Source organism: Diaphorobacter sp. ED-3, from assembly GCF_027625375.1.
GTDB lineage: Bacteria > Pseudomonadota > Gammaproteobacteria > Burkholderiales > Burkholderiaceae_C > Diaphorobacter > Diaphorobacter nitroreducens.
This window is the reverse complement of sequence record NZ_CP115182.1, coordinates 2,312,553-2,336,379: the sequence shown is the minus strand read 5'-3', so window position 1 is coordinate 2,336,379 and position 23,827 is coordinate 2,312,553. Positions and strand designations below refer to the sequence as shown.

Below are 23,827 nucleotides of genomic sequence, written 5' to 3'. Positions count from 1 at the left end.
ACGCTCAGCGGCGCGTGAACACCAGGTCCCACACGCCATGGCCGAGCCGCATGCCGCGGTTCTCGAACTTGGTCAGGGGGCGATAGTCCGGCTGCGGAGCATAGCCCTCGGCGGTGTTGGACAGCAAGGGTTCGGCCGACAACACCTCCAGCATCTGCTCCGCATACGGCTGCCAGTCGGTCGCACAGTGGATGTAGCCCCCCGGCTTCAAGCGTGCCGCCAGCTGCGCCACCAGCGGCGGCTGGATCAGGCGGCGCTTGTTGTGGCGCTTCTTGTGCCAGGGGTCGGGAAAGAAGATATGCACGCCGTCGAGCGCTCCGGGCGCCAGCATGTGCTCCAGCACCTCGACAGCGTCGTGCTGCAGGATGCGGATGTTGTGGATGTCCTGCTCGCCGATGCGCTTGAGCAGCGCGCCCACGCCGGGTTCATGCACCTCGCAGCACAGAAAGTTGTCTTGCGGGCGCACGCGCGCGATGTGTGCCGTGGCCTCGCCCATGCCGAAGCCGATCTCCAGCACCAGCGGCGCGCTGCGGCCGAAGGCCGCAGTGGCGTCCAGCAGGGCGGGCGCATAGTCCAGCACGTAGCGCGGGCCCAGCTCTTCCAGCGCCTTGGCCTGGCCGGTGGTGGTGCGGCCGGCGCGGCGCACATAGCTTTTGATGCCCTTGGGATGGGCGACGTCTGCCGGGGCGCTGCCAGCGGCACCGGGCATGGGGGGGGCCGCGGGGGCCTGCGGGTCTTGCGAAGAAAGCGTTTGAGTCACAGCGGCGAATTGTAGGTTCCAGGCCATGCCTTGACCCAGAATGCGAGCGCATCGGGGATGCCTGCTATGCCTGTAGGTGACGGCAATCCCAGTACCTGGGCTGCATTTGTCAAAGCCTGCAGCGGCTGGCTGTCGTCGATGGGGGGAGCGCCATGTTGTTTGGAGAGCTTCTCGCCATCCGCCGCACGTACCAGGGGCGTATGCAGGTACTGCGGCGTGGGCACGCCCAATGCGGACTGCAGCAGGATCTGGCGCGGCGTGTTGTCGGCCAGGTCTTCGCCGCGTACCACATGGGTGACGCCCTGGTCGGCGTCGTCGACCACGACCGCAAGCTGGTAGGCCCACAGGCCATCTGCACGCCGCAGAACGAAGTCGCCCACTTGCCGCGCCACATCCTGAAACTGCGGGCCCAGGCGCCGATCAGTCCAAGAGACGCCGGAACTTGCTATTGAATAAATAGCTGTTTGCGCTTGCTGGATGGGCGCTGGAGGCATTTTTGATTGATACCGCTGGGTATGGAAGCGCCAGGCGCGCGGCGTGCGTCCACCCAGGCCGTCGCGGCAGGTGCCAGGGTAGGGGCGTTCCACATGGCGTTCATGCACCAGGCCCTGCGCCTGCAAGGCGGCTTCGATGTCGCGGCGCGTGCATGCGCATGGGTAGGCCAGGCCGGCGTGGAGCAGCCCATCCAGCGCTTGCTGGTAGCGGGGGCCGCGGGTGGATTGGTACAGCGGCTGCTCGTCGGGCAACAGGCCGCAGCGGGCCAGCTGCGCCAGAATGCGCTCGTCGGCGCCGGGCACGCAGCGCGGCGGGTCCACGTCTTCGATGCGCACCAGCCAGCGCCCGCCGCGTCCTCCAAGGGCCGCGCGCGCGTCCAGCCAGCTGGCCAAGGCGGCGACGAGCGAGCCCGCGTGCAGCGGGCCGGTCGGGGAGGGGGCAAAGCGGCCGACGTAGCCCGCGGCCGCTGTCATGCAGCGGTGAGCGCGAGCTCCAGGCCCGAGACGAAAGCGTCTTCCAGCCGGTGCCCCAGGCACCAATCGCCGCAAACGCCCAGGCCCAGGGAGGCGTCCCACAGGAAGCTCTGGCCCAAGGGCTTTTGCGTCTGCGCGTGGCGCCAGCGCCGCATCTCGGCATGCGTGGGCGTGGCGCGTATGCCGGTGACTTCGGCAAACGCCTTGATGAGCTTGGCCTGCACGCGGGGGGCCTCGTCGTTCAGGTGCTCCAGCGACCAGGCGGGACTGGCCTGCACCGTCCAGCGCTCGATCTGTGTCCGGCCGGGCTTGCTGGACTCACGGGCCAGCCAGGCAATGCGGTGGTGCGTAGTGCGTGCGGCGTTCCACTGCGGGCCAAGCGTGGTCAGCCCGGGGCGCACGGCCTGCGCAAAGGCCAGCATCAAGGTCCAGCAGGGCGCGATGTCCACGCCGGCCAGGGCATCGTCCCACGGCGTGGAAACGCCGGACTGCTGCAGCAGCGCCCGCGACAGCGGTGCGGGCTGGGCCAGTACCACGCCATCGAAACCCGCATACACCTGCGATCCCCCATCGAGCGTCTCGGTGCGCAGCTGCCAGGCCGTGGGCCGCATGGCGTCGCGCTCGATGCGCGTGACGGCCGTGCGCGTGTGCAGGTGGCCTTCGCGCGCCAGCGGTGCGGCCCAGGCCTGGACCAGCGCATCCATGGCGGGGGCCGCCACCCAGTGCGCTTCACCGGGCGGTGGCGCGGCGGTGGCGACGCGCCCGGCGGCGTCCAGCACGCGGATGGTGGTGGCGCTCCAGGCGCGGCACAGGCCGGAAACAGTGTCCAGCGCCCGCTGAAAGCGTGCGTCGCGTACCGTGAAGTACTGCGCGCCCGAATCAAAACTGCCAAACGGCGACGCCAGCGCCGCCGTGCGCCCGCCGGGCTGCGGCGCCTTCTCGAAGACGGTGACCATGTGGCCCGCCTGGGCCAGTGTGCGGGCGCAGGCCACGCCGGCCATGCCGGCACCCACCACGGCAAAGCGCCGCGCGGCGCCCAGGGGCGCGACCTGCTGGCCTTGTTTCAGTCGATCGCTGGAGCGGGAGGAAAAGCGGGTCATGGCAGGCCTTCGATGACGTCGGAAATGGGCTGGTGCAGTGCTGGTAATTAGCGCAGCGCTAGTGTTGACTCTACACGCGCCGCGCGGCCCACGCATTCAGAACTGGTGGTGGTTTTCCAGCAACGCACGGCGTGTGGCGTCACTTTGCAGTTGCGACAGCCACCACTGCAGCGCGCGGCCCGGCGCAGCGTGCCCGGGGCCACCCCATTGGTAGCTCAGACGCACGTTGCGCGCGGGGCGCGCCACCTGCCGCTCGACCAGATGGCCGGCTTCGAGGTACGGACGCACCATGGGCTCGGGCAGAAAGCCCCCGCCCAGGCCGCGCAACTGTGCATGGATCTTGGCGCGCATGTTGTCCACGGTGAGGACGTCCTGCCCCGCGAGGATGCCCATGGTCACGTTGCTGCGCCGTGCCGAGTCGGCCACGGCGATCACGCGGTGTTCGCGCAGCATGGTGTCGCTGATGGGCTCGGGCACCTTGGCCAGTGGGTGATGGGGCGCCACGACGAAGATGAAGCGCACCTCGCCCAGCGGGGCGGATTGCAGCCCGGCGACGTTGGAGGCACCCACGGCCACGCCGATGGCCAGGTCTGCTTGGCCCGACGTCAGCGCTTCGGCCGTGCCGCTGAGGATGCCGTCGCGCCACTTCACGCGCGTGGGTGGTCCGAGGGCGTAGAACGCCTCCACCAGCTCCAGCATGGTGGTGGGCGAGATGACGCCGTCCACCGACAGCGTGAGCTGCGGCTCCCAGCCCGTGGCCACGCGGCGCACGCGGTTGGCGATGGCGTCCACGTCCTCCAGCAAGCGCTTGCCTTCGCGCAGCAGCTCCATGCCGGCATCGGTGGGCCGTGCGTGGCGGGCGCTGCGGTCGAACAGCAGCACGTCCAGCGCATCCTCGATCTGGCGCACACGGTAGGTCAGTGCGCTGGGCACCACGCCGAGCTGGCGTGCCGCCGCGGCAAAGCTGCCCGTCTCCGCAATGCTCTGCAGCACGGCCAAGTTTTCGGGGGTCAGGGCATCGCGGGTGTTTTGCATGATCGACGGCCTATTCGTTCAATGAGTTTGAATGATGCCTTCAAGCCCGCTGTCCCTGCAAGGGCGCTGCGCCACCTACAGTTCTCTCCAACGCAACGCATTTCCAGGAGCGACCCCATGCTGACCCTTCGCAAATCGCAAGATCGCGGCCACGCAGACCACGGCTGGCTCCATTCGTACCACAGCTTCTCGTTCGCGGGCTACTACGACCCGCGCCACATGGGCTGGGGCAACCTGCGCGTCATCAACGAGGACCGCATCGCGCCGGGCACGGGCTTCGGCACCCATGGCCACCGCGACATGGAGATCATCAGCTACGTGCTGTCCGGCGAACTGGCGCACCAGGACAGCATGGGCAACGTCAAGGGCATTCCGCCCGGCGACGTGCAGCGCATGAGCGCCGGCACGGGCGTGATGCACAGCGAGTTCAACCACGCCGAGGGCCAGCAGACGCACTTTCTGCAGATCTGGATCGAGCCTAATGTGCGCGGCATCGCGCCGAGCTATGAGCAAAAGCGCTTTCCCGATGCCGACAAGCGCGGCCAGTTGCGTCGCGTGGCCTCGCCCGACGGCGCGCAAGGCTCGGTCACGATCCATGCCGACGCCACGCTGTACGCGGGCCTGTTCGACGGTGCTGAGGCGGCGGAGCTGCCCATTGCCGCAGGGCGCAAAGCCTACGTTCACCTGATCCGCGGTACGCTGCAGGTCAACGGACAGCATCTGAGCGGGGGCGACGCGGCCCTGCTGGATAACGAAAGCAGCGTGACCCTGTCCGGGGGAAGCGATGCCGAAGTTCTGGTTTTTGATCTCGCCGCGTGAAGTCTGCCCATCCACTTCAACCCTAGGAGTTCCGCCATGTTTGCTACCCTGCAAAACCCTCTGGCCCTGTTGGGCCGCATCCTCATCGCCCTGTTGTTCATCCCTGCGGGGTTCGGCAAGATCAGCGGCTTTGCCGGCACCGTGGGCTACGCCACGTCCGTGGGCATGCCCATGCCCACCGTGGCCGTTGCCGTCGGTCTGTTGATTGAACTACTGGGCGGCCTGGCACTGCTCTTCGGATTCGGAACACGCATCGCTGCGATGGCGCTGGCCGTGTTCACGCTGGCGGCCAGTTTCTTCTTCCACGCCTACTGGGCTCTGCCAGCGGACCAGCAGATGATGCAGCAGCTGTTGTTCTTCAAGAACGTTGCCGTGACGGGCGGCTTGCTGGCATTCGCCGCCTTCGGTGCCGGGGCATGGAGCGTGGACGGCGCACGGTTCGGGCGCTGATTGCTATCGAAAAAGAAGCTGCTTGCGCTTGATGGATGGGCCTTGGAGGTCGATATGACCTGCAAGGCCCATCAACTTTTGGAACGCTGCCAACGGCCGTCGATGCGCAGCTCATGCGGCATGAAGCGCGCCTTGTAGTTCATCTTCGGGCTCTGCTCGATCCAGTAACCCAGGTAGACATACGGCAGGCCCAGCGTGCGCGCCTGCTGTACCTGCCACAGCACGTTGTAGGTGCCGTAGCTTGCGCCCGGCTCGGGCTCGTAAAAGGTGTAGACGGCGGAGAGGCCGTCCTCCAGCACGTCCAGGATGGACACCATCTTCAGTGTCCCCGGCTGGCCGTCGGCCCCGGTCTCACGGAACTCCACCAGCCGCGAATTGACCCGGCTTTGCAGCAGGAACTGCGTGTACTGGTCGATGCTGTCCTGGTCCATGCCGCCCCCGGCATGGCGTGCGTTCTGGTAGCGCAGGTATAGCTGGTAATGCTCGGGCAGGTAGCACAGGCGCAGCACCCGCGCCTGCAGGCCGGCGTGGCGCTTCCAGGCACGGCGCTGGCTGCGGTCGGGCTTGAATGGATCAACCACCACGCGCAGCGGGGTGCAGGCCTGGCAGCCGTCGCAGTAGGGGCGATAGGTGAACATGCCGCTGCGCCGAAAGCCCCGCGCCACGAGGCCCGAATACACATCGTTCTGAATCAGGTGACTGGGCGTCGCCACCTGCGAGCGCGCCTGCCGCTCGGGTAGGTAGCTGCACGGGTAGGGTGCCGTGGCGTAGAACTGCAGGCTTTGCAGCGGAAGATCGTTGAGTTGGGTCACGCCGCTGAGGGGTTGGGCAAAAGCTCGGTCCAGTATACGGGCTCGAATTTCCAGGTGCAGGCAGGGTCTTGCCGCGCTCGCGCCACGTGATTCAGAAACTGCGAACGTTCCATCTCCCGGGCGCCCAGCGAGGCCAGATGGCCCGTGTTCTGCTGGCAGTCGATCAACCGGACCCCCTCGCGCCGGCACAGGCATACCAGCGCCGCCAGGGCGATCTTGGAAGCATCGGTCGCGTGCGCGAACATCGATTCGCCAAACACGGCCCGTCCTAGCGCCACGCAATAAAGCCCCCCCACCAGTTGCCCGTTCACCCAGGTTTCCACGCTATGGGCATGGCCAGCAGCATGCAGCGCCTCATACGCGGCAACCATGGAGGGCACGATCCAGGTGCCGGACTGCCCGGCCCGCGGCTTGTTGGCGCAGGCGTGGATCACGGCGGAAAAGTCGCTGTCGATGCGCACCTCGCAACCGGGCGTGGCGCGAAAGCGCTGCAGCACGCGGCGCAGCGAGCGGTGCAGACGGAATTCCTGCACATGCAGCACCATGCGCGGGTCCGGGCTCCACCACAGGATGGGCTGGCCGGTGCTGAACCACGGAAAGACACCCTGGGCATAGGCCTGCACCAGGCGGGGCACCCCCAGCGTGCCGCCCGCGGCCAACAGGCCGGGCGCGGGAGAGTCCGTGCCCCAGGCACCGTCGGTGGGTGGAAAAGGATCGTCGGGTTCCAGCCAGGGAAGCGATGTGGTCATGCAGGCAATCAAGGGCGCGCGTGGAGCGCGATTGTCGCCCGCCCGCGTGCTCAGAACGTGATCAGGACGGAGGACGCGCTGCGCTGGTGTGCGCCATGGAATACCGCCTCGATGTTGTTGCCGTCCGGGTCCAGCGCAAAGGCGGCGTAGTAGCCCGGGTGGTAGGACCGCTCGCCCGGGGCGCCGTTGTCGCGCCCGCCATGCGCCAGCGCCGCGCGGTGGAAGGCATCCACCATCTCGCGGTCTTTCGCCTGGAAGGCGAGGTGGTGCCGCCCCGTGAGGTGGCCATTGGCGGCGGGGCTGCTGGCCGTGGATACGAACAGCTCGTCGGCCCAGAAGTAGCTGTCGGTCTGGCCTCCCAGGGGGATTTGCAGCGCGCCCAGCACCGCCTCATAGAACCGCAGGCTGGCGGGCAGGTCGCGCACCACCAGCTGGATATGGTCGATGAGGCGGCCGCGGTGCAGGTGCTGTGCTTCCATCATGGCGCTCCTGTCCTGTCGTGGCGGAATACCGCGCGACCCAGCGCGGTGCGTCCGGCCATTCTAGGCAGGGGCGCATGACGGCATTCAGCGCACCATGCAGGGCCGCTTGGGGTCGAACTGCCAGCCCGGAATCAGGCTTTGCATGCCGATGGCGTCGTCGCGCGCGCCCAGGCCATGCTCCTGGTACAGCGCATGCGCGCGCTGCAGTGCGGCGCGGTCCACCGTCACTCCCAGGCCCGGGGTCTTGGGCACGTCGACGAAGCCGCCGCGGATCTGCAGTGGGTTCTGGGTGAGGAACTGCCCGTCCTGCCAGATCCAGTGCGTGTCGATGGCCGTGACCTTGCCCGGAACGGCGGCCGCCACGTGGGTGAACATGGCCAGCGAGATGTCGAAGTGGTTGTTGGAGTGCGACCCCCAGGTCAGGCCCCGGTCGCGGCAGGTCTGGCCCACGCGCACGGAGCCGGCCATGGTCCAGAAATGCGGGTCGGCCAGTGGGATGTCCACGGACTGCAGCGACAGGGCGTGCACCATCTGGCGCCAGTCGGTGGCGACCATGTTGGTGGCCGTGGGCAGGCCGGTGGCACGGCGGAATTCGGCCATGACCTCGCGGCCCGAGAAACCCCCTTCGGCGCCGCAGGGGTCTTCGGCATAGGCCAGCACACCGCGCATGTCGCGCATCAGGCGGATGGCGTCCTTGAGCAGCCAGCCGCCGTTGGGGTCCAGGGTGACGCGGGCTTGCGGGAAGCGCTTGGCCAGGGCGGTGACGGCCTCGACCTCCTGCTCGCCGGCCAGCACGCCGCCCTTGAGCTTGAAGTCGTTGAACCCGTAGCGCGCGTGCGCGGCTTCGGCCTGGCGCACGATGGCGTCCGGCGTCATGGCCTCCATGTGGCGTACCTGGTGCCAGTCGTCGGTGCCTGAACGGTCCTCTCCCGCCTGCACGTAGGGCTTACCGGTCTTGTGCGACGGCCCCACGAAGAACAGATAGCCCAGCATCTCCACGCGCTCGCGCTGCTGGCCTTCGCCCAGGAGCGCCGCCACGGGCACGCCCAGGTGCTGGCCCTGCAGGTCCAGCAGTGCGGATTCGATGGCCGTCACGGCGTGCACGCCAACGCGCAGGTCGAAGGTTTGCAGACCGCGCCCACCAGGGTCACGCCCTTCCAGGGTCTTTTGCACCTGCTGCAGCAACTGCAGGCGCTCACCAATGGATCGGCCGATGAGCACGCCGCGACTGTCCTCCAGCGCCCGGCGGATGCCTTCGCCACCGGGGACTTCCCCCACGCCCGTGCGACCCGCGCTGTCATGAATCAGCACCACGTTGCGTGTGAAGAAGGGCGCGTGCGCGCCGCTGAGGTTCATCAACATGCCGTCGCGCCCGGCGACGGGGATGACTTCGATCTCGGTGATGGTGGGAGTCTGTGACATGGTTCAGGGAACAGAAAAACGGAAATAAAACGGCCCGGATGTCAGGCGGAGTGCGCCTGCCGGGCCGCAGCCGCCGACCAGGGCACTTCCTGCACCGGCACGCCCGTGGCAAGGCAGCTGTGCAGGTTTTGCAGCACCAGGTCGGCCATGGCACGGCAGGTCTCCTGGGTGCCGCTGGCGATGTGGGGGGCCAGGACGACGTTGTCCAATGCGAGCAGTGCTGGCAGCGGGTGGGGCTCATCCTCGAACACGTCCAGACCGGCGCCGGCAATCCGCCGCTGCTGCAGGGCGGCGGCCAGCGCGGCCTCGTCCACCACGCTGCCGCGCGCTACGTTGACCAGGAACCCCTGCGGGCCCAGCGCGTCCAGCACCTCGGCATTCACCAGGTGGCGCGTGCTGTCTCCGCCCGCAGCGGTGATGACGAGGAAGTCCGCCCAACGCGCCAGCTCCATCAGCGACGGCAGGTACTGATGGGGCGAGCCCTCCACCGGCCGGCGGTTGTGGTAGGCCACCTGCATGTCAAAGCCCGCGGCGCGGCGCGCCACGGCAGCGCCGATGCGTCCCATGCCGAAGATGCCCAGGCGCTTGCCGCTGGCGCGCGTGTGCACGCCAAAGCGCTGGCGGCTCCAGTCACCGCGGCGCACGAAGCGGTCGGCCGCGGACAGGCTGCGCGCCGCGTCCAGCAGCAGGGCGAAGGCCATGTCGGCCACGCAGTCGTCCAGCACACCGGGCGTATAGCCCACGCGTGCGCCGCACTCCAGCAGCGCAGCCTGGTCCAGTGCGTCAAAGCCCACGCCAAAGCTGCTGACGAACCGCAGGCGGGGCAGGGCGCGCACCACGTCGCCCGGCAGCCCCATGGCGGCGGAAGTCACCACGCATTCAAAATCTGCGCCGTGCGCGGCCAGGAAGCCGGCCCGGTCTGGCTGCTCGCTGAGCACGGTCACGTCGAACTGGGCGGCCAGTTCGTGGTCCAGTGCGGGCAATGGCATGCGGCCGTACTGGAGGATGCGGGGAGGGCGATGTGTCATGGGGGCGGCAGAGGCAAGAGGGCGCCCGCACCGGCAACTGCGGCGCGGACGTCGAGAGGGCGTGGCAATCAGTCGATGCTGATTTTGCGGGCTTCGATGAGCGTCTTCCAGCGCGCATATTCGCGCGCCTGGAAGGCCGTGAACTCCTCGGGGGTGTTGGCAACGATCTCCATGCCCTGGTCCGTTAGGCGCTTCTTCAGCGTCGGCTCATTGATGGCCTGGATGGCGGCGTCGGCCAGCTTCTTCTTCACATCCGCGGGCAAGCCCTTGGGCGCGGCCATTCCTTGCCAGGAATAGATCTCGGCCCCTTTCACACCGGCCTCGGCCAGCGTGGGCACGTCGGGCAGAACGGGGGAGCGCTTGTCGCCCGTGACGGCGATGGCCGTCAACTTACCGGCACGGATGTGCGGCAGCACCGCGTTCACGTTCTGGAACGAGAAATCCACCTGTCCGCCCAGCAGATCGTTGATGGCCGGTGCGCCACCCTTGTAGGGCACGTGCACGCCCGTGGTGCCGCTTTGCTGCCAGAACAGCTCGGCCGAGAGGTGGTCCGACGAGCCATTGCCAGAGCTGGCAAAGCTGATCTTGCCAGGTTGCGCCTTGAGCGCAGCCACCACCTCGGCCAGCGTACGTGCCTTCTGCGCGGGCGAGGCGACGAGCACATTGGGCGCTTGCACGGGCAGAGACAGATAGTCGAAGTCCTTGACTGCGTCATAGGGCACGTTCTTCACCAGATGCGGCGCGATCACGTAGGGGCCGAGCGAGGCCACGAGCAGCGTGTAGCCGTCGGGCGCGGCGCGCTTGACCGCCGTGGCGCCAATGGTGCCGGTGGCGCCCGGGCGGTTGTCCACCACGAATGCCTGGCCCAGTTTCTCGCCCATGTGCTGGGCCATGGCGCGGGCAATGGTGTCGGTGGAGCCGCCGGGCGGGAACGGTACGACGATGTTCACGCTCTTTTCCGGCCAGGCGGCCACGGCAGACAGGGCCACGCTGGCCGCGAGGGCCACGAGGACTTTTTTCATGGGGTGCTCCTTGGATCTTTATGTGCCGGGATGAGCAGCCCCGCCAACGCTGGGCGGGGCCAAAAGGCATCAGACAGGCTCGACCTTGCGGATCAGTTCGGCCAGCATCTCGATCTCTTCAGCCTGCAAGTCGGCCAGCGGCGCACGCACGGGGCCGGCGGGGTGGCCGACGATCTTGGCGCCGGCCTTGATGATGCTCACCGCGTAGCCGGCGCTGCGGTTGCGGATCTTCAGGTAAGGCATGAAGAAGTCCTTGAGCAACTGGTGCTGCGTGGCCTGGTCGTCGTTCTTCACCGCTTCGTAGAAACGCATGGCTGTTTTCGGGATGAAGTTGAACACGGCGGACGAATACACCGGCGTGCCCAGTGCCTTGTAGGCGGCGGCATAGACCTCGGCCGTGGGCAGGCCGCCCAGGTAGGCCAGGCGGTCGCCCATGGCCAGGAACATGGAGGCCATGCCCTCGATGTCGCCCACGCCATCCTTGAAGCCGACCAGGTTCGGGTTGCGCTCGCACAGGCGGGCAACGGTTTCCGGCGTGTAGCGGGTGATGCCGCGGTTGTAGATGATCACGCCGAAGTCCACGCTCTTGCACACGGCTTCCACGTGGGCTGCCAGGCCTTCCTGGCTGGCTTCTGTCATGTAGTGGGGCATGAGCAGGATGCCGTGCGCGCCGGCCTTCTCGGCGGCCTGCGCGCATTCGATGGCAAAGCGCGTGGGGCCGCCCGCACCGGCAATGATGGGCACCTTGCCGCGGCAGGTGTTTACCGCGGTCTGGATGATCTGCGGATATTCGCTGGCCGTGAGCGAGAAGTACTCGCCCGTGCCGCCCGCAGCAAACAACGCGCTGGCGCCGAACGGAGCGAGCCACTCCAGGCGCTCGGCATAGCCCTTGGCATTGAAGTCGCCGTTGTCATGGAAGTCGGTGATGGGGAACGACAGCAGGCCGGAACTCATCACGTTCTTCAGGTCTTGGGGAGTCATCTCAGTCTTTCTTTCAAAGCCGCTGCGCGGCAGGTTGGCGACGTGGGGTTTAAGAGGGGAAATCTGGGCGCGGTCAGTCCAGCTGCAGCTTCTCTTGCTGCACGACCTTGGCCCAACGGGCGCGTTCGCTGGCAAAGAAGCTGTCCACTTCCGACGGGGACATGGTCACCACTTCGGCGCCCTGGCCCGTGAGGCGTGAGCGCACATCGGGCGTACGGATGGCGGCCACCAGGGCCTCGCCAATGCGCTTGGTGATGGCCGGCGGTGTTCCTGCGGGCAGCATCACGCCTTGCCACGAGCCGGTTTCGAAGCCCGCCACGCCCTGCTCGGCGATGGTGGGAGAGCTGCCGATGAGCGGCATGCGCTCGCGCTTGGACACACCCAGCAGCTTGAGCTTGCCGCTTTGCACATGGGGATAGGTGGCCAGCATGCCGTTCATCAGCACCTGCGTCTGGCCGGCCACCGTGTCCTGCACCGACTGCACGCCGCCCTTGTAGGGCACGTAGACCCACTTGGCGCCCGTGGCGCGGGCCAACTCCACACCCGCCAGGTGCGGTGCGCTGCCGGTGGCCGTGACGGCGAAGTTCAGGTCGCTGGTTTTGGACAGCTCCACCAGTTCCTTCAGGTTGTTGGCCTTGACGGAGGGGTGCACCACCAACAGGTGGGGCGAATACGCCAGCATGGCAGCGCCGCGCAGATCCTTGGACGGATTGAAGGGCAGCTTGGTATAGATCGACGGGCTGATGGCCAGCGCGCCCAGATCGCACAACAGCAGCGTGTAGCCGTCAGGCGACGACTTGGCCACGATATCGGCGCCAAGATTGCCGTTTGCACCGGGCTTGTTCTCGACGATCACCGGCTGCTTGAGCGACTCGGACAACTGCTGGCTGATCGAGCGGGCAATGATGTCCGAACTGCCGCCCGGCGGGTAGGGCACGACGATCTTGAGCGGACGGCTGGGCCAGTTGTCTGCGGCGTGAACCATGGTCGTGGTGCAGGCCAGCGCAGCGCAGGCGAGGGCAAGGCGGCGGGTGAAAGTCATGCGATGTCTCCTGAGGTTGTGAGCGTTAGTTATATGTCATCGTACAACATCATCGAAAGAACAACAAACGTTTCAGCGCAAATTTTTCATTGGATGGCTTGTAAGGGGCTCAGGCGGGCAGGGCGGACGCTGCGGAGGCCGCTTCCTGAGCCTGGCGTAGCCGTTCGCGGCTGTTGGTCAGGTGCACGCGCATGGCCGCGCGGGCGGATTCCGCATCCTTGCGCGCAATCGCCATGTAGATCTCTTCGTGCTCTCGGTTCACGCGCTGCAGGTAGCCGTCATTCGGCGGGGAGCTGCGCGCGGTGCCCACGCGGGTGCGCGGAATCAGCGTGGTGCCCAGGTGGTTCATGATGTCCGCAAAATATCGGTTACCGGTGGCCTGGGCAATCTGCAGGTGAAAGCGAAAGTCGTGGGCTACCGTGTCTTCGCCCAGTTGCGTGCTCTGCGCAAAGTCATCCAGTGCGGCACGCATGGCCTGCAATTGCCCCTCAGTACGGCGTTGCGCGGCCAGCCCAGCCGACTCGGTCTCCAGGCTGATGCGCAGCTCCAGCACGGCCAGCACGTCCACAGACTCGGCCAACTCGGAGGGGTCCAGGAAGAACATGCCGCCGCTGCGGGGTGGCAGTACGAAGGTGCCGATGCCGTGTCGGGTCTCCACCATGCCGGCGGCCTGCAGCTTGGACAGTGCCTCGCGCACAACCGTGCGACTCACATCGTAGCCCTGCACCAGCTCCGATTCCGTGGGCAGCTTGTCGCCTTCGCGCAGCAGGCCTTGGCGAATCTTGCTTTCAAACTCGTCGAACAGCACCTTTGCCAGGCTGCGCCCTGCGCTGCGGCCCGCTCTGCCGCGCAGTGAAGAGGCGTGCTGGGCCGCGGACGCGATGGATTCGGGTAATCCCGTGGAGGGCGTGTTCATGGATGTGATCATAATTCGTCGCACGTTATCAGACAACATATCTCTCATTCGAGCCGGGACCTGAAATGCCGGCACGGATGCCCCTCTCAACGCACGAAGATGAGCACCTCCCACGCGATCCGCCACATCCGCATCACGCCCATTGCCTTCCGCGATCCGCCGCTGCTCAATGCGGCCGGCATCCACGAGCCATGGGCCCTGCGCTCCATCATCGAGATCGAGACCGCCTCGGGTCTGGTGGGCATCAACGAGAGCTATGGCGACCAGCCCATGCTGGACGCTTTGGCCAAGGCGGCGCCCGCCCTGGTAGGTCTGTCCCCCTGGGCGCTCAACGCCATGGAGCAGCGCGTGGCGGCCCTGGTCGCACCGCCCGCACAAACGGCCTCGGAATTCCTGGGGCAGCAGGTGTCGCTGGCACCGGGCACGCATGTATCCAAGACCGTGGCCAAGGTCATCAGCGCGTTTGAAGTGGCGATGATGGACCTGCAAGGCCAGTTGGCGCAGGCCCCGGTCGTGGATCTGCTGGGCGGCGCGGCGCGCGACTGCGTTCCCTTCTCGGCCTACCTGTTCTACAAATACGCCGAACACATCGACCAGCCCTATGCGCCGGATGCCTGGGGCGAGGCACTCACGCCCGCGCAACTCGTCGCCCAGGCGCGGCGCATGATCGCCCAGTACGGCTTCCAGAGCATCAAGCTCAAGGGCGGCGCCTTGCCGCCCGACCAGGAGGCGGCCGGCATCCTCGCGCTGGCCCAGGCCTTTCCGGGTATGCCGTTGCGCATCGACCCCAACGCCAACTGGACGGTACAGACCAGCCTGAAGGTGGTGCAGCAACTGCGCGGCGTGCTGGAGTATTACGAAGACCCGGCCCCTGGCCTAGAGGGCATGGCTGCCGTGGCGCGCGCGATGGAACGCGAAGGCGATGTGCCGCTGGCCACCAACATGGTGGTCACCGACTTTGCCGAATTCCGCCGCAACGTCGACCTGGGCTGCCCCGTGAAGATCGTGCTCAGCGACCACCACTACTGGGGCGGTCTGCGTGCCACGCAACGGCTGGCCACGCTGTGCAAGACCTTCGACCTGGGTCTGTCCATGCACAGCAACTCCCACCTGGGCATCAGCCTCGTCGCCATGACGCACCTGTGTGCCAGCGTGCCGCAGCTCACCTATGCCTGCGACACGCACTACCCGTGGCAGGACGAGGAGGTCGTCGAAGGCGGCCGCCTGCAATTCGAGCAGGGCAGCCTGCGCGTGCCTACGACGGCGGGCCTGGGCGTCACGCTGGATCGCGAGGCGCTGGCCCGCCTGCACGACAACTACCTGCACTGCGGCATCCGTAACCGCGACGACCTCGGGCAGATGCGCAAGTACGACCCCGGCTTCACCGGCCGCCAGCCACGTTTCTGAGTCCTTTCCATCCAACCAGGAGACATCCCCCATGCAACGCCGCACCTTGATCAAAAGCTCCCTCGCCGCCGCCAGCGCCTTGCTGCTGGGCAGCGCATTGACTCCCTTGCCTGCAGCAGCGCAGGGCAATTGGCCCGCGGGCAAGGCCATCACCTACCTGGTGCCCTTTCCACCCGGCGGTAATACCGACACGCTGGCTCGCGTGGTAGCCCAGCCTCTGGGCCAGGCCCTGGGCACGCCCGTGGTCATCGACAACAAGGGCGGCGCGGGCGGCAGCGTGGGATCGGCCATCGCCGCGCGCGCGCCTGCCGACGGCTACACCATCCTTGGCGGCACCATCAGCTCGCACGCCATCAATGTGAGCCTGTACCCCAAGCTGGACTACGACCCCGTCAAGTCCTTCACACCGATTGCCATGCTGGGCTCTGGTCCGCTGGTGCTGGTGGTGCCCGCCGCCAGCCCGTACAAGACGCTTGCGGAAGTGCTCGCCGCCAGCAAGGCCAAGGCCGCGGCGGGCGGCCTGTCCTCGGCGTCGCCCGGCAGCGGCACCTCCAACCACATGGCGCTGGAGCTGCTGGCCTATCAGACGGGCGTGAAGTTCACGCATGTGCCATACAAGGGCAGCGGCCCGGCGGTGCAGGACGTGATCGGTGGCCAGGTGGACATGATGTTCGACACCGCCCTGGTCGTAGGCCCGCACATCCAGTCGGGCAAGCTGCGCCCCATCGCCGTGACCAGCTCCAAACGCGTGGAGTCGCTGCCCGACGTGCCCACCATTGCCGAAGCCGGAGAAAAAGGCTTCGACATGGGCTCCTGGCAGGCCGTGTTCGCGCCCGCCGGCACACCCAAGCCCATCGTGGACCGACTGCACGCCGAGATCATGAAGATCGTCGCCACCCCGGAAGTCCAGGCGCGCCTCAAAGCCTTCGGCATGGTGCCATCCACCATGACGCCCGCCGAACTGGCCACATTCCAGAAAGCCGAGGTGGCCAAGTGGGCGCAGGTGATCAAGGCCGCAGGCATAAAGGCGGAATGACCCCTGAGCGGCCGCACGCCTTTCGCTAACGGAGATGCCGCCCCGTTGCCGGGTAGCCCTTGCACGGCAACCTGGTTGCAGGCGTCAGCTTCGTCGCCCGCGGGCGGCCGTAGCGCCATGGAAACTGGAAAAGACATTGGTATGAGTACACAAGCCCCGCTTTGCATCGCCATGCACCCGGCCGACAACGTCGCCATCGTGGCCAACGATGGCGGCCTGCCTGCTGGCACCCGGCTACCCGGCGGCCAGGTGCTGGTGGACAAGGTGCCGCAGGCGCACAAGGTGGCGCTGGAAGACATCCCCGAGGGCGGTGCCGTGCGCCGCTACAACGTGGTCATCGGCTATGCCCTCAAGTTCATAGCGGCTGGCAGCTGGGTGCACGAGCGCCTGTTGCAGATGCCCGATGCGCGTGCGCTGGACGGCCTGCCCATCGCCACCGCCAAGCCGACGCCGATGGAGCCGCTGGCGGGCTACACCTTCGAGGGCTACCGCAACGCCGATGGCTCCGTGGGCACGCGCAACATCCTTGCAATCACCCAGACGGTGCAGTGCGTGGCCGGGGTGACGGACTTTGCCGTGCAGCGCATCAAGGCCGAGTTGCTGCCCAAGTACCCGAACGTGGACGACGTGGTGGCGCTGGAGCATGGCTACGGCTGCGGTGTCGCCATCGACGCGCCGGACGCGGCGGTACCCATCCGCACGCTGCGCAACATCAGCCTCAACCCGAACTTCGGCGGCGAGGTGATGGTGGTCAGCCTGGGCTGCGAGAAGCTGCAGCCCGAGCGCCTCATGCCGCCTGGCGCCATTGCTCTGGTGGACCAGCGTACCCTGCAGGAGGCACCGCTGGACGTGGTGTGTCTGCAGGACGAAGCCCATGTGGGCTTTATGTCCATGGTCGACTCCATCCTGCGCCAGGCCGACGAGCACCTGAAGCGCCTGAACGCACGTCGGCGCGAGACGGTGCCTGCCAGCGAACTGGTGGTGGGCGTGCAGTGCGGCGGCAGCGATGCCTTCAGCGGCGTGACCGCCAACCCGGCCGTGGGCTTTTGCACCGATTTGCTGGTGCGCGCCGGCGCCACGGTGATGTTCAGCGAGGTGACCGAGGTGCGTGACGGCATCGACCAGCTCACCGCACGTGCGGCCACGCCCGAGGTGGCGCAGGCCCTGATCGACCAGATGGCCTGGTACGACGCCTACCTGGCACGCGGCCGCGTGGACCGCAGTGCCAATACCACACCGGGCAACAAGAAAGGGGGGCTGTCGAACATCGTCGAGAAGGCCATGGGCTCCATCGTCAAGAGCGGTAGCGCGCCCATCGCCGGCGTAGTGGCTCCGGGCGAAAAGGCGGTGCAAAAAGGTTTGCTCTACGCGGCCACCCCCGCCAGCGACTTCATCTGCGGCACGCTGCAACTGGCGGCGGGCATGAACCTGCACGTGTTCACCACGGGGCGCGGCACGCCTTATGGGCTTGCGCAGGTGCCGGTGATCAAGGTAGCCACGCGCAGCGATTTGGCCCGGCGTTGGCACGACCTGATGGATGTGAACGCCGGCCGCATCGCAGACGGGCAGGCCACCATCGAAGACGTGGGCTGGGAGTTGTTCCACCTCATGCTCGACGTGGCCAGCGGCCGCAAAAAGACCTGGGCCGAGCACTGGAAGCTGGCCAACCAGCTCGTGCTGTTCAACCCAGCGCCGGTGACTTGACCTGCTTATTCGACCCACCCCCGGCAAAACCCACAACGGAGATCCCGAAATGCCTCACGAGAAGAATGCGGCGCCCGGCGCTGCCACGCGGCGCCATTTCCTGGCCGGCGCGGTGGCCGCCACGGCCGCGGGTGCTGCCACGGCGCAGAGTTTTGAATTCAAGCCCCAGCAGCGTTACCCCGACCCATCGGTGCAGGTGCTGGACCCGCAGTTCGCCAAGTACCGCATCTACAGCAGCAGCGTGGAGCAGATCGCCACCGGCATGCGTTGGGCCGAAGGGCCCGTGTGGTTCGGAGACGGGCGCTACCTGCTGGTATCCGACATTCCGAACAACCGCATCATGCGCTGGGATGAGGCCACCGGTGCGTGGGGCGTATTCCGCCAGCCCTCCAACTTTTCCAACGGCCTCGCACGCGACCGCCAGGGCCGGCTGCTGACCTGCGAGCACCTGACGCGCCGTATCACGCGCACCGAGTACGACGGAAGCATCACCGTGCTGGCCGATGGCTACAACGGCAAGCGCTTCAACTCACCCAACGACATCATTTGCAGCAAGGACGGCGCGGTCTGGTTCACCGACCCGCCGTTCGGCATCGCCGGTCATTGGGAGGGCGAAAAGGCCGCGCCAGAGCTGCCGCACGGCGTCTACCGCATCGACCCGGGCGGCGCAAAGGTCAGCCAGGTGCTGGGCGACCTGGCGGGTGCCAATGGCCTGTGCTTTTCGCCCGATGAGAAGGTGCTCTACATCGTCGAGGGCCGCCACCAGCCGCATCGCGTGGTGTGGGCCTACGACGTGGGCCCGGGCGGGCGGCTGTCCGGCAAGCGTCTGCACATCGACGCGGGCGGCCCGGGTGCCCTGGACGGCATCAAGTGCGACGAGTTCGGCAACCTCTGGTGCGGGTGGGGCAGCAACGGCGCCGTGGGCGCCAACCCGGCGGACCTGGATGGCGTGATGGTCTTCAACCCCGAAGGCAAAGCCATCGGCCACATCCGGCTGCCTGAGCGTTGTGCCAACCTGTGTTTTGGGGGTGCCAAGAACAACCGCCTGTTCATGGCCAGCAGCCATTCGATCTACGCGCTTTACGTGGAGGCGCGCGGCGCTGTCTGAGTGCAAACGTCCCCGTGGCGGCCGCCCGCCACAGGGCAGGGGCCGACCCGTGAGGCCCAGGTCATCAGGGCCGCAGGGATCACGGAAGGCTGAGCCAACCGCCCCGTTCGCACGAACGCACCGCATCAACGGCAACAGCCGCCACCTCCGTGGGGGTTGGCGGCTGTTTCGCTTCTGTTTTGATAGCTGCTGGCGCTTGTTGGTCAAAGGCTAGAGGCTAAAAAGGCTTGAAACCTACTGGCTGACGCCAGCCCCGCGCTGCGCGGCTACCCTGTGGTGCGCGGCTCAGTCTTGCACGTACCAGGCGTCCTTCAGCTCGCTCACGGTGGCCTCGGCCACCTCGGGCTGTGCAGCCAGCCAGGCCTGCGTGGCTTGGCGGTCGTCCTCGGTGGCGGAGCCGCGCACGAAGGCCGTCACGAAGCCTTCGCGCACCCAGCCGGCGGCCGCCAGATTGCGGGGCACCAGCAGGTCCCGCACGAAGCGGTCCATCAGCGCCTCCTCTTGCTCGGGCGTCAGCTCCTGCTTGACCTTCAGCTCGTACTCGAAGCCGAATTCCTGAAACTCGGCCACGCGCATCTTCTTGCGAAGGCGGCGGCTGCGTTGCTTGTTGGGTGGCAGTGCCATGGTCAGGTTCTCTCAGTTCAGTGAATCAAGGGCGGCATGATGGCAGAACACGCGCCGCGCCCGCCCGTCAAAGCCCCAGCACCTTGGCGACGTAATCCGCATCCTTGTCGCCGCGGCCCGACAGGTTGACCAGGATGTGCTGGTCCTGAGGCAGCGTGGGCGCCACGCGGATGGCCCAGGCCACGGCATGGGCGCTCTCCAGCGCGGGGATGATCCCTTCCACGCGCGACAGCTGCATGAACGCGTCCAGACATTCCTTGTCGGTCACGGCTTCGTACTGCACGCGGCCAATGTCCTTCAGATAGCTGTGCTGCGGGCCCACGCCGGGGTAGTCCAGGCCCGAGGCAATGCTGTGCACGGCGGCGGGCACGCCCGGCGCATCCTCCAGCACATAGCACTTCATGCCGTGGATCTCACCGGGCTGGCCCATGCTCAGCGTGGCCGCGTGCCGGCCGGGCTTGTCGGTGCCTTCGCCCGAGGGCTCCACGCCCACCAGCTTCACGTCGGTATCGCCCAGGAAGGCGGTGAACATGCCCATGGCATTGCTCCCGCCGCCCACGCAGGCGGTCACGTAGTCGGGCAGGCGGCCGTGCCTGGCCTGGAACTGCTCGCGCGCCTCGCGGCCGATGATGCTCTGGAAGTCGCGCACCATCATCGGAAACGGGTGCGGCCCCACCACCGAGCCGATGGCGTACAGGTAGTCGCTGGGGTTGGTCAGGTACTCCTCGAAGGCGCTGTCCACCGCCTCCTTCAGCGTGGCCGCGCCGCGCGTCACTGCCACCAGCTTGCAGCCCAGGATGCGCATCTTGGTGACGTTGGGGTGCTCCTTCTCGATGTCCACCTGGCCCATGTGGATCTCGCACGGAATGCCCACCAGCGCACAGGCCGTGGCCAACGCCACGCCGTGCTGGCCAGCGCCCGTCTCGGCGATCACCTTCTTCTTGCCCATGAACTTGGCCAGCAGCGCCTCGCCCAGACAGTGGTTGATCTTGTGCGCGCCGGTGTGGTTCAGGTCCTCGCGCTTGAGGTGGATCTGCGCGCCGCCCAGCAGGCCCGACAGCCGCTTGGCATGAAAGATCGGGCTGGGCCGGCCCACGTAATCGGCAAACAGCTGTGCCAGCTCGTCCTGGAAGTCCTTGCGCTGCGTGATCTCGGCATAGGCCGCGGCGATGTCGTCCATGGCGGCTTTCAGGTGCGGCGGCACAAGCTGCCCGCCGTAGGGGCCAAAGAAGCCGGCGGCATCGGGCATGGGGGCGAAGTCGGTGGAGGCTGTCATCGCAGTCAAAGGAGGAGGGTGGTTGAAAGAACTTCGATTTTGATAGCTGCCCGCGCTTTTCAGACGGGCGCTGGGCGGCATTTTCATGCTGAACCATTGCGGGGCGCTTACGGCCCGCCAACGGCAACACGGGGCAATATACGCGCGTGTTGCGCCTCACGGTTCGATACACGCCCCCGGTTGCCGCGCGCCGCCGCGCCGCCACAGAATCGCCCATGCACCTGCAACCCTACGAAAGCGTGAATGGCGTACCCCTTACCGCCACGCGCGGCGACATCATCAGCGCCCACGGCCAGCCACGCAGCGAGTCGCGCAACAACGTCGGCCTGACCGCGCTGGACTATGGCGACGTGGTCTACCGCTTTCAGGACAGTGGCCGCCTGGAAGAGGTGACTGCCCGCGCGGAAGCGCTGCACCTGGGCACCGTGGCCGTGCCGTTCCGTGACCTGGCCGCGTTTGTGCAATCGAGCGATGACCGGGCATTCGACCGCGCCGGGTTTCTGGTCAGCCCGCGGTACGGGATTGCCTTCGTACCGGGGGAGCCCTGCTGGGTGACGGCGCTGGCCCACCATTGCGTGCAAGAGTGGATGGCGATGGCTTGAATTTCTATCTAACCGATCGTTTTATAAAGAGTTTCGGCATAAAAAGAAAAACAGGAAAAATACCGAAATGCAGGAAATCAGCCCTGCCGTTGCCCCAATACATCGACGCCGTAGCCGCCTTCAAAGCTTGGGAAGAGGCGCAGCGCGACAGAGAGGCGCTGAAGCGGCGGCGTGATGAAATTTAGGCCAATGCGGTTCAGAGATTGGTGGATGAATATCTGCCCTGAATGGTGCTTTTAAGTAACCCGATACGCCGGGCATTTGTGAGATGTCTTGATGCTGTGTACATGAAGAGGGTTGATTTGGCCAAGGACCGGTGACGGCCAGGAGCAGTCAGTAAAAGCCAGAATAAACGGTCACTCAACGAATGAGGGGACCCGCCCACAAAATGCGGGTCCGCTTGAGCGACAAATCAGGCCGGGGCGCATCGTAGAACATGGTGCAAATAATATGGCCGGTCATGCTTATATGCTATCTGACAAACCGTCGATAGCCTCGTTCGGTTGGCGGCACGATACTAAGCCGATGGCTTACATCGGGGGCTTTTTCCACCATGCCGTCAACTAGCCGGCCCAGGAAGACCTGGAGCTCCATACAGCAGGTTGAGAGAGTGCCTAATAGCTTTTCCCTTGGGCCACCCTCAATTGTCCTGTGATCTACTGTATAGCAACTAAGTTGCCCAACAAGTGCTTGAATGTCGTTTCGTTCAAAGGAGACTCCCTCCCAGTTGTGCGCAAAGTGATTTCTTATCTTGCGCAAGATTTCCATGTCTTTATATTGATCGTCGGTTACCAAGCCGAAGGCATAAACAGCTTTAATTCGGCTACCAAATGTGCCTAATGGCGCATTGAAGCCCTCAATCAGCTCTTTTGTTGCTTTGCATGAGCGAAAGTAGGCGAGCAGCAATCGCCCAAGAGTATCTTCCAAGAATGTAGCAAGAGACAAGACCATTGCTTGATCATCTTGCTTTTGGATCAAACTCATGAAGCGGTTTAGCCTGTCCAAGGAGTAGCGCTCATTGGCCTGATGCTGTTCGCTACTTATGCGTTCGGGTTTCTCTTTCATGATCCATCTTGTATTTTTTATTTATCGCAAAAATTCACCGACGGCCATGTGAAAAATAGCCGCCCACCTGCAAAACTCAGCTAGGCTGGCAGTTAAAGTCTTTCTGGCGCAAAAAATTCATGGCCGGTAATTTCCGAAGAGATTGAATCAATAAACTGATTGGGCGCTGAAACTATAAACTCTGATAAGAGCCAGTTATGTTGGCAATCGAAGTGCTTGGCCAATCGATCGGGTGCGTAGCGTGACAATTCAGAGAGTCTATGCATGGCGGCAAAAGTGAGGACGAGGCAGTTCCTATTAATCGCTCCTGCGATAGCGCCACCTCGCCGAAGGTACCATCTATTGCTCCCTGCGTGGATATAAACGATCTCCTTGCGCATGCGGGCATGGAAGGCTTTGTACCGATTCAGACTTTCAACCTTCTCCCTCGGACGCCAATCAAATCTGTGAATACTACGAATGATGTGCTTTTCGGGGTTTCCTGCATCACGTTCAAAGCTAGCTGGCAGTTTGTTTATCGTGTTTGCGTTCGCGTACTTACCTACAAGTTCGGCAACCAACCAAGCCTCGTGAGTTTGAGTAGATCGAACAATCTTTGCGTTATTGATAGGAATGAAGAGCTCAGTATCAGTGAAGGTAAGGCTGAATGCCCTGTGGATATAAGGCAAGTTGTACAGAACGTCCTTGAGTGTGTATAAATCAAGAGGATTAATCGGCTCGCCGAACGTCTGGCACAATGCAGGCAATACGCCGCCATTTTTTATTTTTATTCGCTCATTAGACAATGCCGTGGGGCCTGCTGCGGTAAAGCCGGATACCCCATGTTGATCACTAAACTGGCTTCCATTTGTTAACAACAGGGCCTTGGTTGCGTTAAGGAAGCAGTAATACGCGGTGAGTGGTGCAGAAGTTTTTGGGAGACTGAGCGTGGCCTCGTAAAAGCTGCGAGCTTGATTCCAGAAGAATCTGGCATCATTTTTCTTATTCCGCTTAAGCCAAAGATCGACATAGTCCCAAGTGCTCGTCACCAATACTGTCCGCTCATTAAAGTGAGGGGTAGTGATTGATTTGTGTAACGTGAGAACCTTGTTTTTGTAATTAATATCTGAAGTGGCCATGAATTATTCTAAGGTCTGACAAAAAGCCTTTATCGGCCGCGACGCAGGCCATGTCTGACGCTCGGCGCCTAAACTGGCGATTAAAAATTCCCCGGAGCGGGCTTGCAGCCTAGCTTCGTACCGTGTGTTGTATATGAAAACAGTTCTAAATTCAGCCGCCAAATACTGCACCCCTAGTGTTCAATAGGTGCCCGAGATTTGCCCCATGGACGAACGCGCTGAAAACACTATATCTTGCGCCTCACACTATCCTGCATGACGGCTGTAAAGCGTTGATCTGAGGGACTACTTTGGGTCGAAA

The 23,827-nt window shown here is 65.1% G+C and carries 25 protein-coding genes; 8 read left to right on the top strand and 17 right to left on the bottom strand.

Annotation, left to right across the window (positions count from 1 at the left end; genetic code table 11):
- Window positions 1–4: 4 nt before the first annotated feature.
- The 4 genes from trmB to PCQ86_RS11410 form a co-directional block, all read right to left on the bottom strand.
- Window positions 5–787 carry a tRNA (guanosine(46)-N7)-methyltransferase TrmB gene (trmB, locus tag PCQ86_RS11425; RefSeq protein WP_196995573.1) on the bottom strand — a complete coding sequence of 261 codons (783 nt, stop codon included), beginning with the start codon at window positions 785–787 and terminating at the stop codon, window positions 5–7.
- Window positions 757–1,728, bottom strand: a complete 972-nt coding sequence (gene gluQRS, locus PCQ86_RS11420; protein ID WP_270173781.1) for a tRNA glutamyl-Q(34) synthetase GluQRS — start codon at window positions 1,726–1,728, stop codon at window positions 757–759. The genes trmB and gluQRS overlap by 31 nt, the downstream gene beginning before the upstream one ends.
- A complete protein-coding gene (locus PCQ86_RS11415; RefSeq protein WP_270173780.1) occupies window positions 1,725–2,828 on the bottom strand; it encodes an NAD(P)/FAD-dependent oxidoreductase in 1,104 nt (367 codons plus the stop codon). Before PCQ86_RS11415 ends, gluQRS begins: the two co-directional genes overlap by 4 nt.
- 96 nt (window positions 2,829–2,924) lie before the next feature.
- On the bottom strand, window positions 2,925–3,863 hold the full coding sequence (locus tag PCQ86_RS11410) for a LysR family transcriptional regulator (protein WP_270173779.1): 939 nt from the start codon (window positions 3,861–3,863) through the stop codon (window positions 2,925–2,927).
- Between the two features lie 117 nt (window positions 3,864–3,980).
- Between PCQ86_RS11410 and PCQ86_RS11405 the strand changes: the two genes are divergently transcribed.
- Together PCQ86_RS11405 and PCQ86_RS11400 are read left to right on the top strand one after the other, a co-directional pair.
- Window positions 3,981–4,682 (top strand): pirin family protein, encoded by a 702-nt coding sequence (locus tag PCQ86_RS11405; RefSeq protein WP_088886791.1) that lies wholly within the window; start codon window positions 3,981–3,983, stop codon window positions 4,680–4,682.
- Window positions 4,683–4,718: 36 nt separating this feature from the next.
- Window positions 4,719–5,132 carry a DoxX family protein gene (locus tag PCQ86_RS11400; protein WP_270173778.1) on the top strand — a complete coding sequence of 138 codons (414 nt, stop codon included), beginning with the start codon at window positions 4,719–4,721 and terminating at the stop codon, window positions 5,130–5,132.
- 71 nt (window positions 5,133–5,203) lie between these two features.
- Here the strand turns inward: PCQ86_RS11400 and PCQ86_RS11395 are convergent, their stop codons facing one another.
- From PCQ86_RS11395 to PCQ86_RS11355, 9 genes are all read right to left on the bottom strand, one after another.
- Window positions 5,204–5,944, bottom strand: a complete 741-nt coding sequence (locus PCQ86_RS11395; protein WP_011805231.1) for an arginyltransferase — start codon at window positions 5,942–5,944, stop codon at window positions 5,204–5,206.
- Window positions 5,941–6,693: a leucyl/phenylalanyl-tRNA--protein transferase gene (gene aat, locus PCQ86_RS11390; RefSeq protein ID WP_041835987.1), complete on the bottom strand. Its 753-nt coding sequence runs from the start codon at window positions 6,691–6,693 to the stop codon at window positions 5,941–5,943. The genes PCQ86_RS11395 and aat overlap by 4 nt, the downstream gene beginning before the upstream one ends.
- Window positions 6,694–6,743: 50 nt before the next feature.
- Window positions 6,744–7,172 carry a VOC family protein gene (locus PCQ86_RS11385; RefSeq protein WP_270175441.1) on the bottom strand — a complete coding sequence of 143 codons (429 nt, stop codon included), beginning with the start codon at window positions 7,170–7,172 and terminating at the stop codon, window positions 6,744–6,746.
- Between the two features lie 87 nt (window positions 7,173–7,259).
- The gene (locus PCQ86_RS11380) at window positions 7,260–8,597 is read right to left on the bottom strand and encodes an enolase C-terminal domain-like protein (RefSeq protein ID WP_270173777.1); all 1,338 of its coding nucleotides are present in this window, start codon (window positions 8,595–8,597) and stop codon (window positions 7,260–7,262) included.
- A 41-nt stretch (window positions 8,598–8,638) separates the two neighbouring features.
- Complete coding sequence (locus PCQ86_RS11375; protein WP_270173776.1) at window positions 8,639–9,625, bottom strand: 2-hydroxyacid dehydrogenase; 987 nt, start codon at window positions 9,623–9,625, stop codon at window positions 8,639–8,641.
- Between the two features lie 68 nt (window positions 9,626–9,693).
- On the bottom strand, window positions 9,694–10,647 hold the full coding sequence (locus PCQ86_RS11370) for a Bug family tripartite tricarboxylate transporter substrate binding protein (protein ID WP_011805236.1): 954 nt from the start codon (window positions 10,645–10,647) through the stop codon (window positions 9,694–9,696).
- A 69-nt stretch (window positions 10,648–10,716) separates the two neighbouring features.
- A complete protein-coding gene (kdgD, locus tag PCQ86_RS11365) occupies window positions 10,717–11,628 on the bottom strand; it encodes a 5-dehydro-4-deoxyglucarate dehydratase (RefSeq protein ID WP_270173775.1) in 912 nt (303 codons plus the stop codon).
- Between the two features lie 73 nt (window positions 11,629–11,701).
- Window positions 11,702–12,670 (bottom strand): Bug family tripartite tricarboxylate transporter substrate binding protein, encoded by a 969-nt coding sequence (locus tag PCQ86_RS11360; RefSeq protein ID WP_270173774.1) that lies wholly within the window; start codon window positions 12,668–12,670, stop codon window positions 11,702–11,704.
- Between the two features lie 109 nt (window positions 12,671–12,779).
- Window positions 12,780–13,586, bottom strand: coding sequence for a FadR/GntR family transcriptional regulator (locus PCQ86_RS11355; RefSeq protein WP_270173773.1), 807 nt, complete (start codon window positions 13,584–13,586; stop codon window positions 12,780–12,782).
- Window positions 13,587–13,685: 99 nt separating this feature from the next.
- Here PCQ86_RS11355 and PCQ86_RS11350 point away from each other — a divergent pair, with 99 nt between their 5' ends.
- From PCQ86_RS11350 to PCQ86_RS11335, 4 genes are all read left to right on the top strand, one after another.
- Window positions 13,686–14,993, top strand: coding sequence for a glucarate dehydratase family protein (locus tag PCQ86_RS11350; protein ID WP_270173772.1), 1,308 nt, complete (start codon window positions 13,686–13,688; stop codon window positions 14,991–14,993).
- A gap of 31 nt (window positions 14,994–15,024) precedes the next feature.
- On the top strand, window positions 15,025–16,029 hold the full coding sequence (locus PCQ86_RS11345; protein ID WP_270173771.1) for a Bug family tripartite tricarboxylate transporter substrate binding protein: 1,005 nt from the start codon (window positions 15,025–15,027) through the stop codon (window positions 16,027–16,029).
- A gap of 141 nt (window positions 16,030–16,170) precedes the next feature.
- Window positions 16,171–17,733 (top strand): galactarate dehydratase, encoded by a 1,563-nt coding sequence (garD, locus tag PCQ86_RS11340; protein ID WP_252100673.1) that lies wholly within the window; start codon window positions 16,171–16,173, stop codon window positions 17,731–17,733.
- A 49-nt stretch (window positions 17,734–17,782) separates the two neighbouring features.
- A complete protein-coding gene (locus PCQ86_RS11335) occupies window positions 17,783–18,841 on the top strand; it encodes an SMP-30/gluconolactonase/LRE family protein (RefSeq protein ID WP_270173770.1) in 1,059 nt (352 codons plus the stop codon).
- Between the two features lie 285 nt (window positions 18,842–19,126).
- Here the strand turns inward: PCQ86_RS11335 and PCQ86_RS11330 are convergent, their stop codons facing one another.
- Both PCQ86_RS11330 and trpB read right to left on the bottom strand, forming a co-directional pair.
- On the bottom strand, window positions 19,127–19,465 hold the full coding sequence (locus PCQ86_RS11330) for a YggL family protein (protein WP_011805244.1): 339 nt from the start codon (window positions 19,463–19,465) through the stop codon (window positions 19,127–19,129).
- Window positions 19,466–19,532: 67 nt separating this feature from the next.
- Window positions 19,533–20,741, bottom strand: a complete 1,209-nt coding sequence (trpB, locus tag PCQ86_RS11325) for a tryptophan synthase subunit beta (RefSeq protein WP_270173769.1) — start codon at window positions 20,739–20,741, stop codon at window positions 19,533–19,535.
- 215 nt (window positions 20,742–20,956) lie between these two features.
- On the opposite strand from trpB, the gene PCQ86_RS11320 reads away from it, so the two are divergent.
- Both PCQ86_RS11320 and PCQ86_RS11315 read left to right on the top strand, forming a co-directional pair.
- On the top strand, window positions 20,957–21,343 hold the full coding sequence (locus tag PCQ86_RS11320; protein WP_270173768.1) for a hypothetical protein: 387 nt from the start codon (window positions 20,957–20,959) through the stop codon (window positions 21,341–21,343).
- Window positions 21,340–21,528, top strand: a complete 189-nt coding sequence (locus PCQ86_RS11315; RefSeq protein WP_270173767.1) for a hypothetical protein — start codon at window positions 21,340–21,342, stop codon at window positions 21,526–21,528. The genes PCQ86_RS11320 and PCQ86_RS11315 overlap by 4 nt, the downstream gene beginning before the upstream one ends.
- Window positions 21,529–21,814: 286 nt before the next feature.
- Here the strand turns inward: PCQ86_RS11315 and PCQ86_RS11310 are convergent, their stop codons facing one another.
- Together PCQ86_RS11310 and PCQ86_RS11305 are read right to left on the bottom strand one after the other, a co-directional pair.
- Window positions 21,815–22,408 carry an MltR family transcriptional regulator gene (locus PCQ86_RS11310; protein ID WP_270173766.1) on the bottom strand — a complete coding sequence of 198 codons (594 nt, stop codon included), beginning with the start codon at window positions 22,406–22,408 and terminating at the stop codon, window positions 21,815–21,817.
- 92 nt (window positions 22,409–22,500) lie between these two features.
- The gene (locus tag PCQ86_RS11305) at window positions 22,501–23,526 is read right to left on the bottom strand and encodes a YaaC family protein (RefSeq protein WP_270173765.1); all 1,026 of its coding nucleotides are present in this window, start codon (window positions 23,524–23,526) and stop codon (window positions 22,501–22,503) included.
- Window positions 23,527–23,827: the final 301 nt, after the last annotated feature.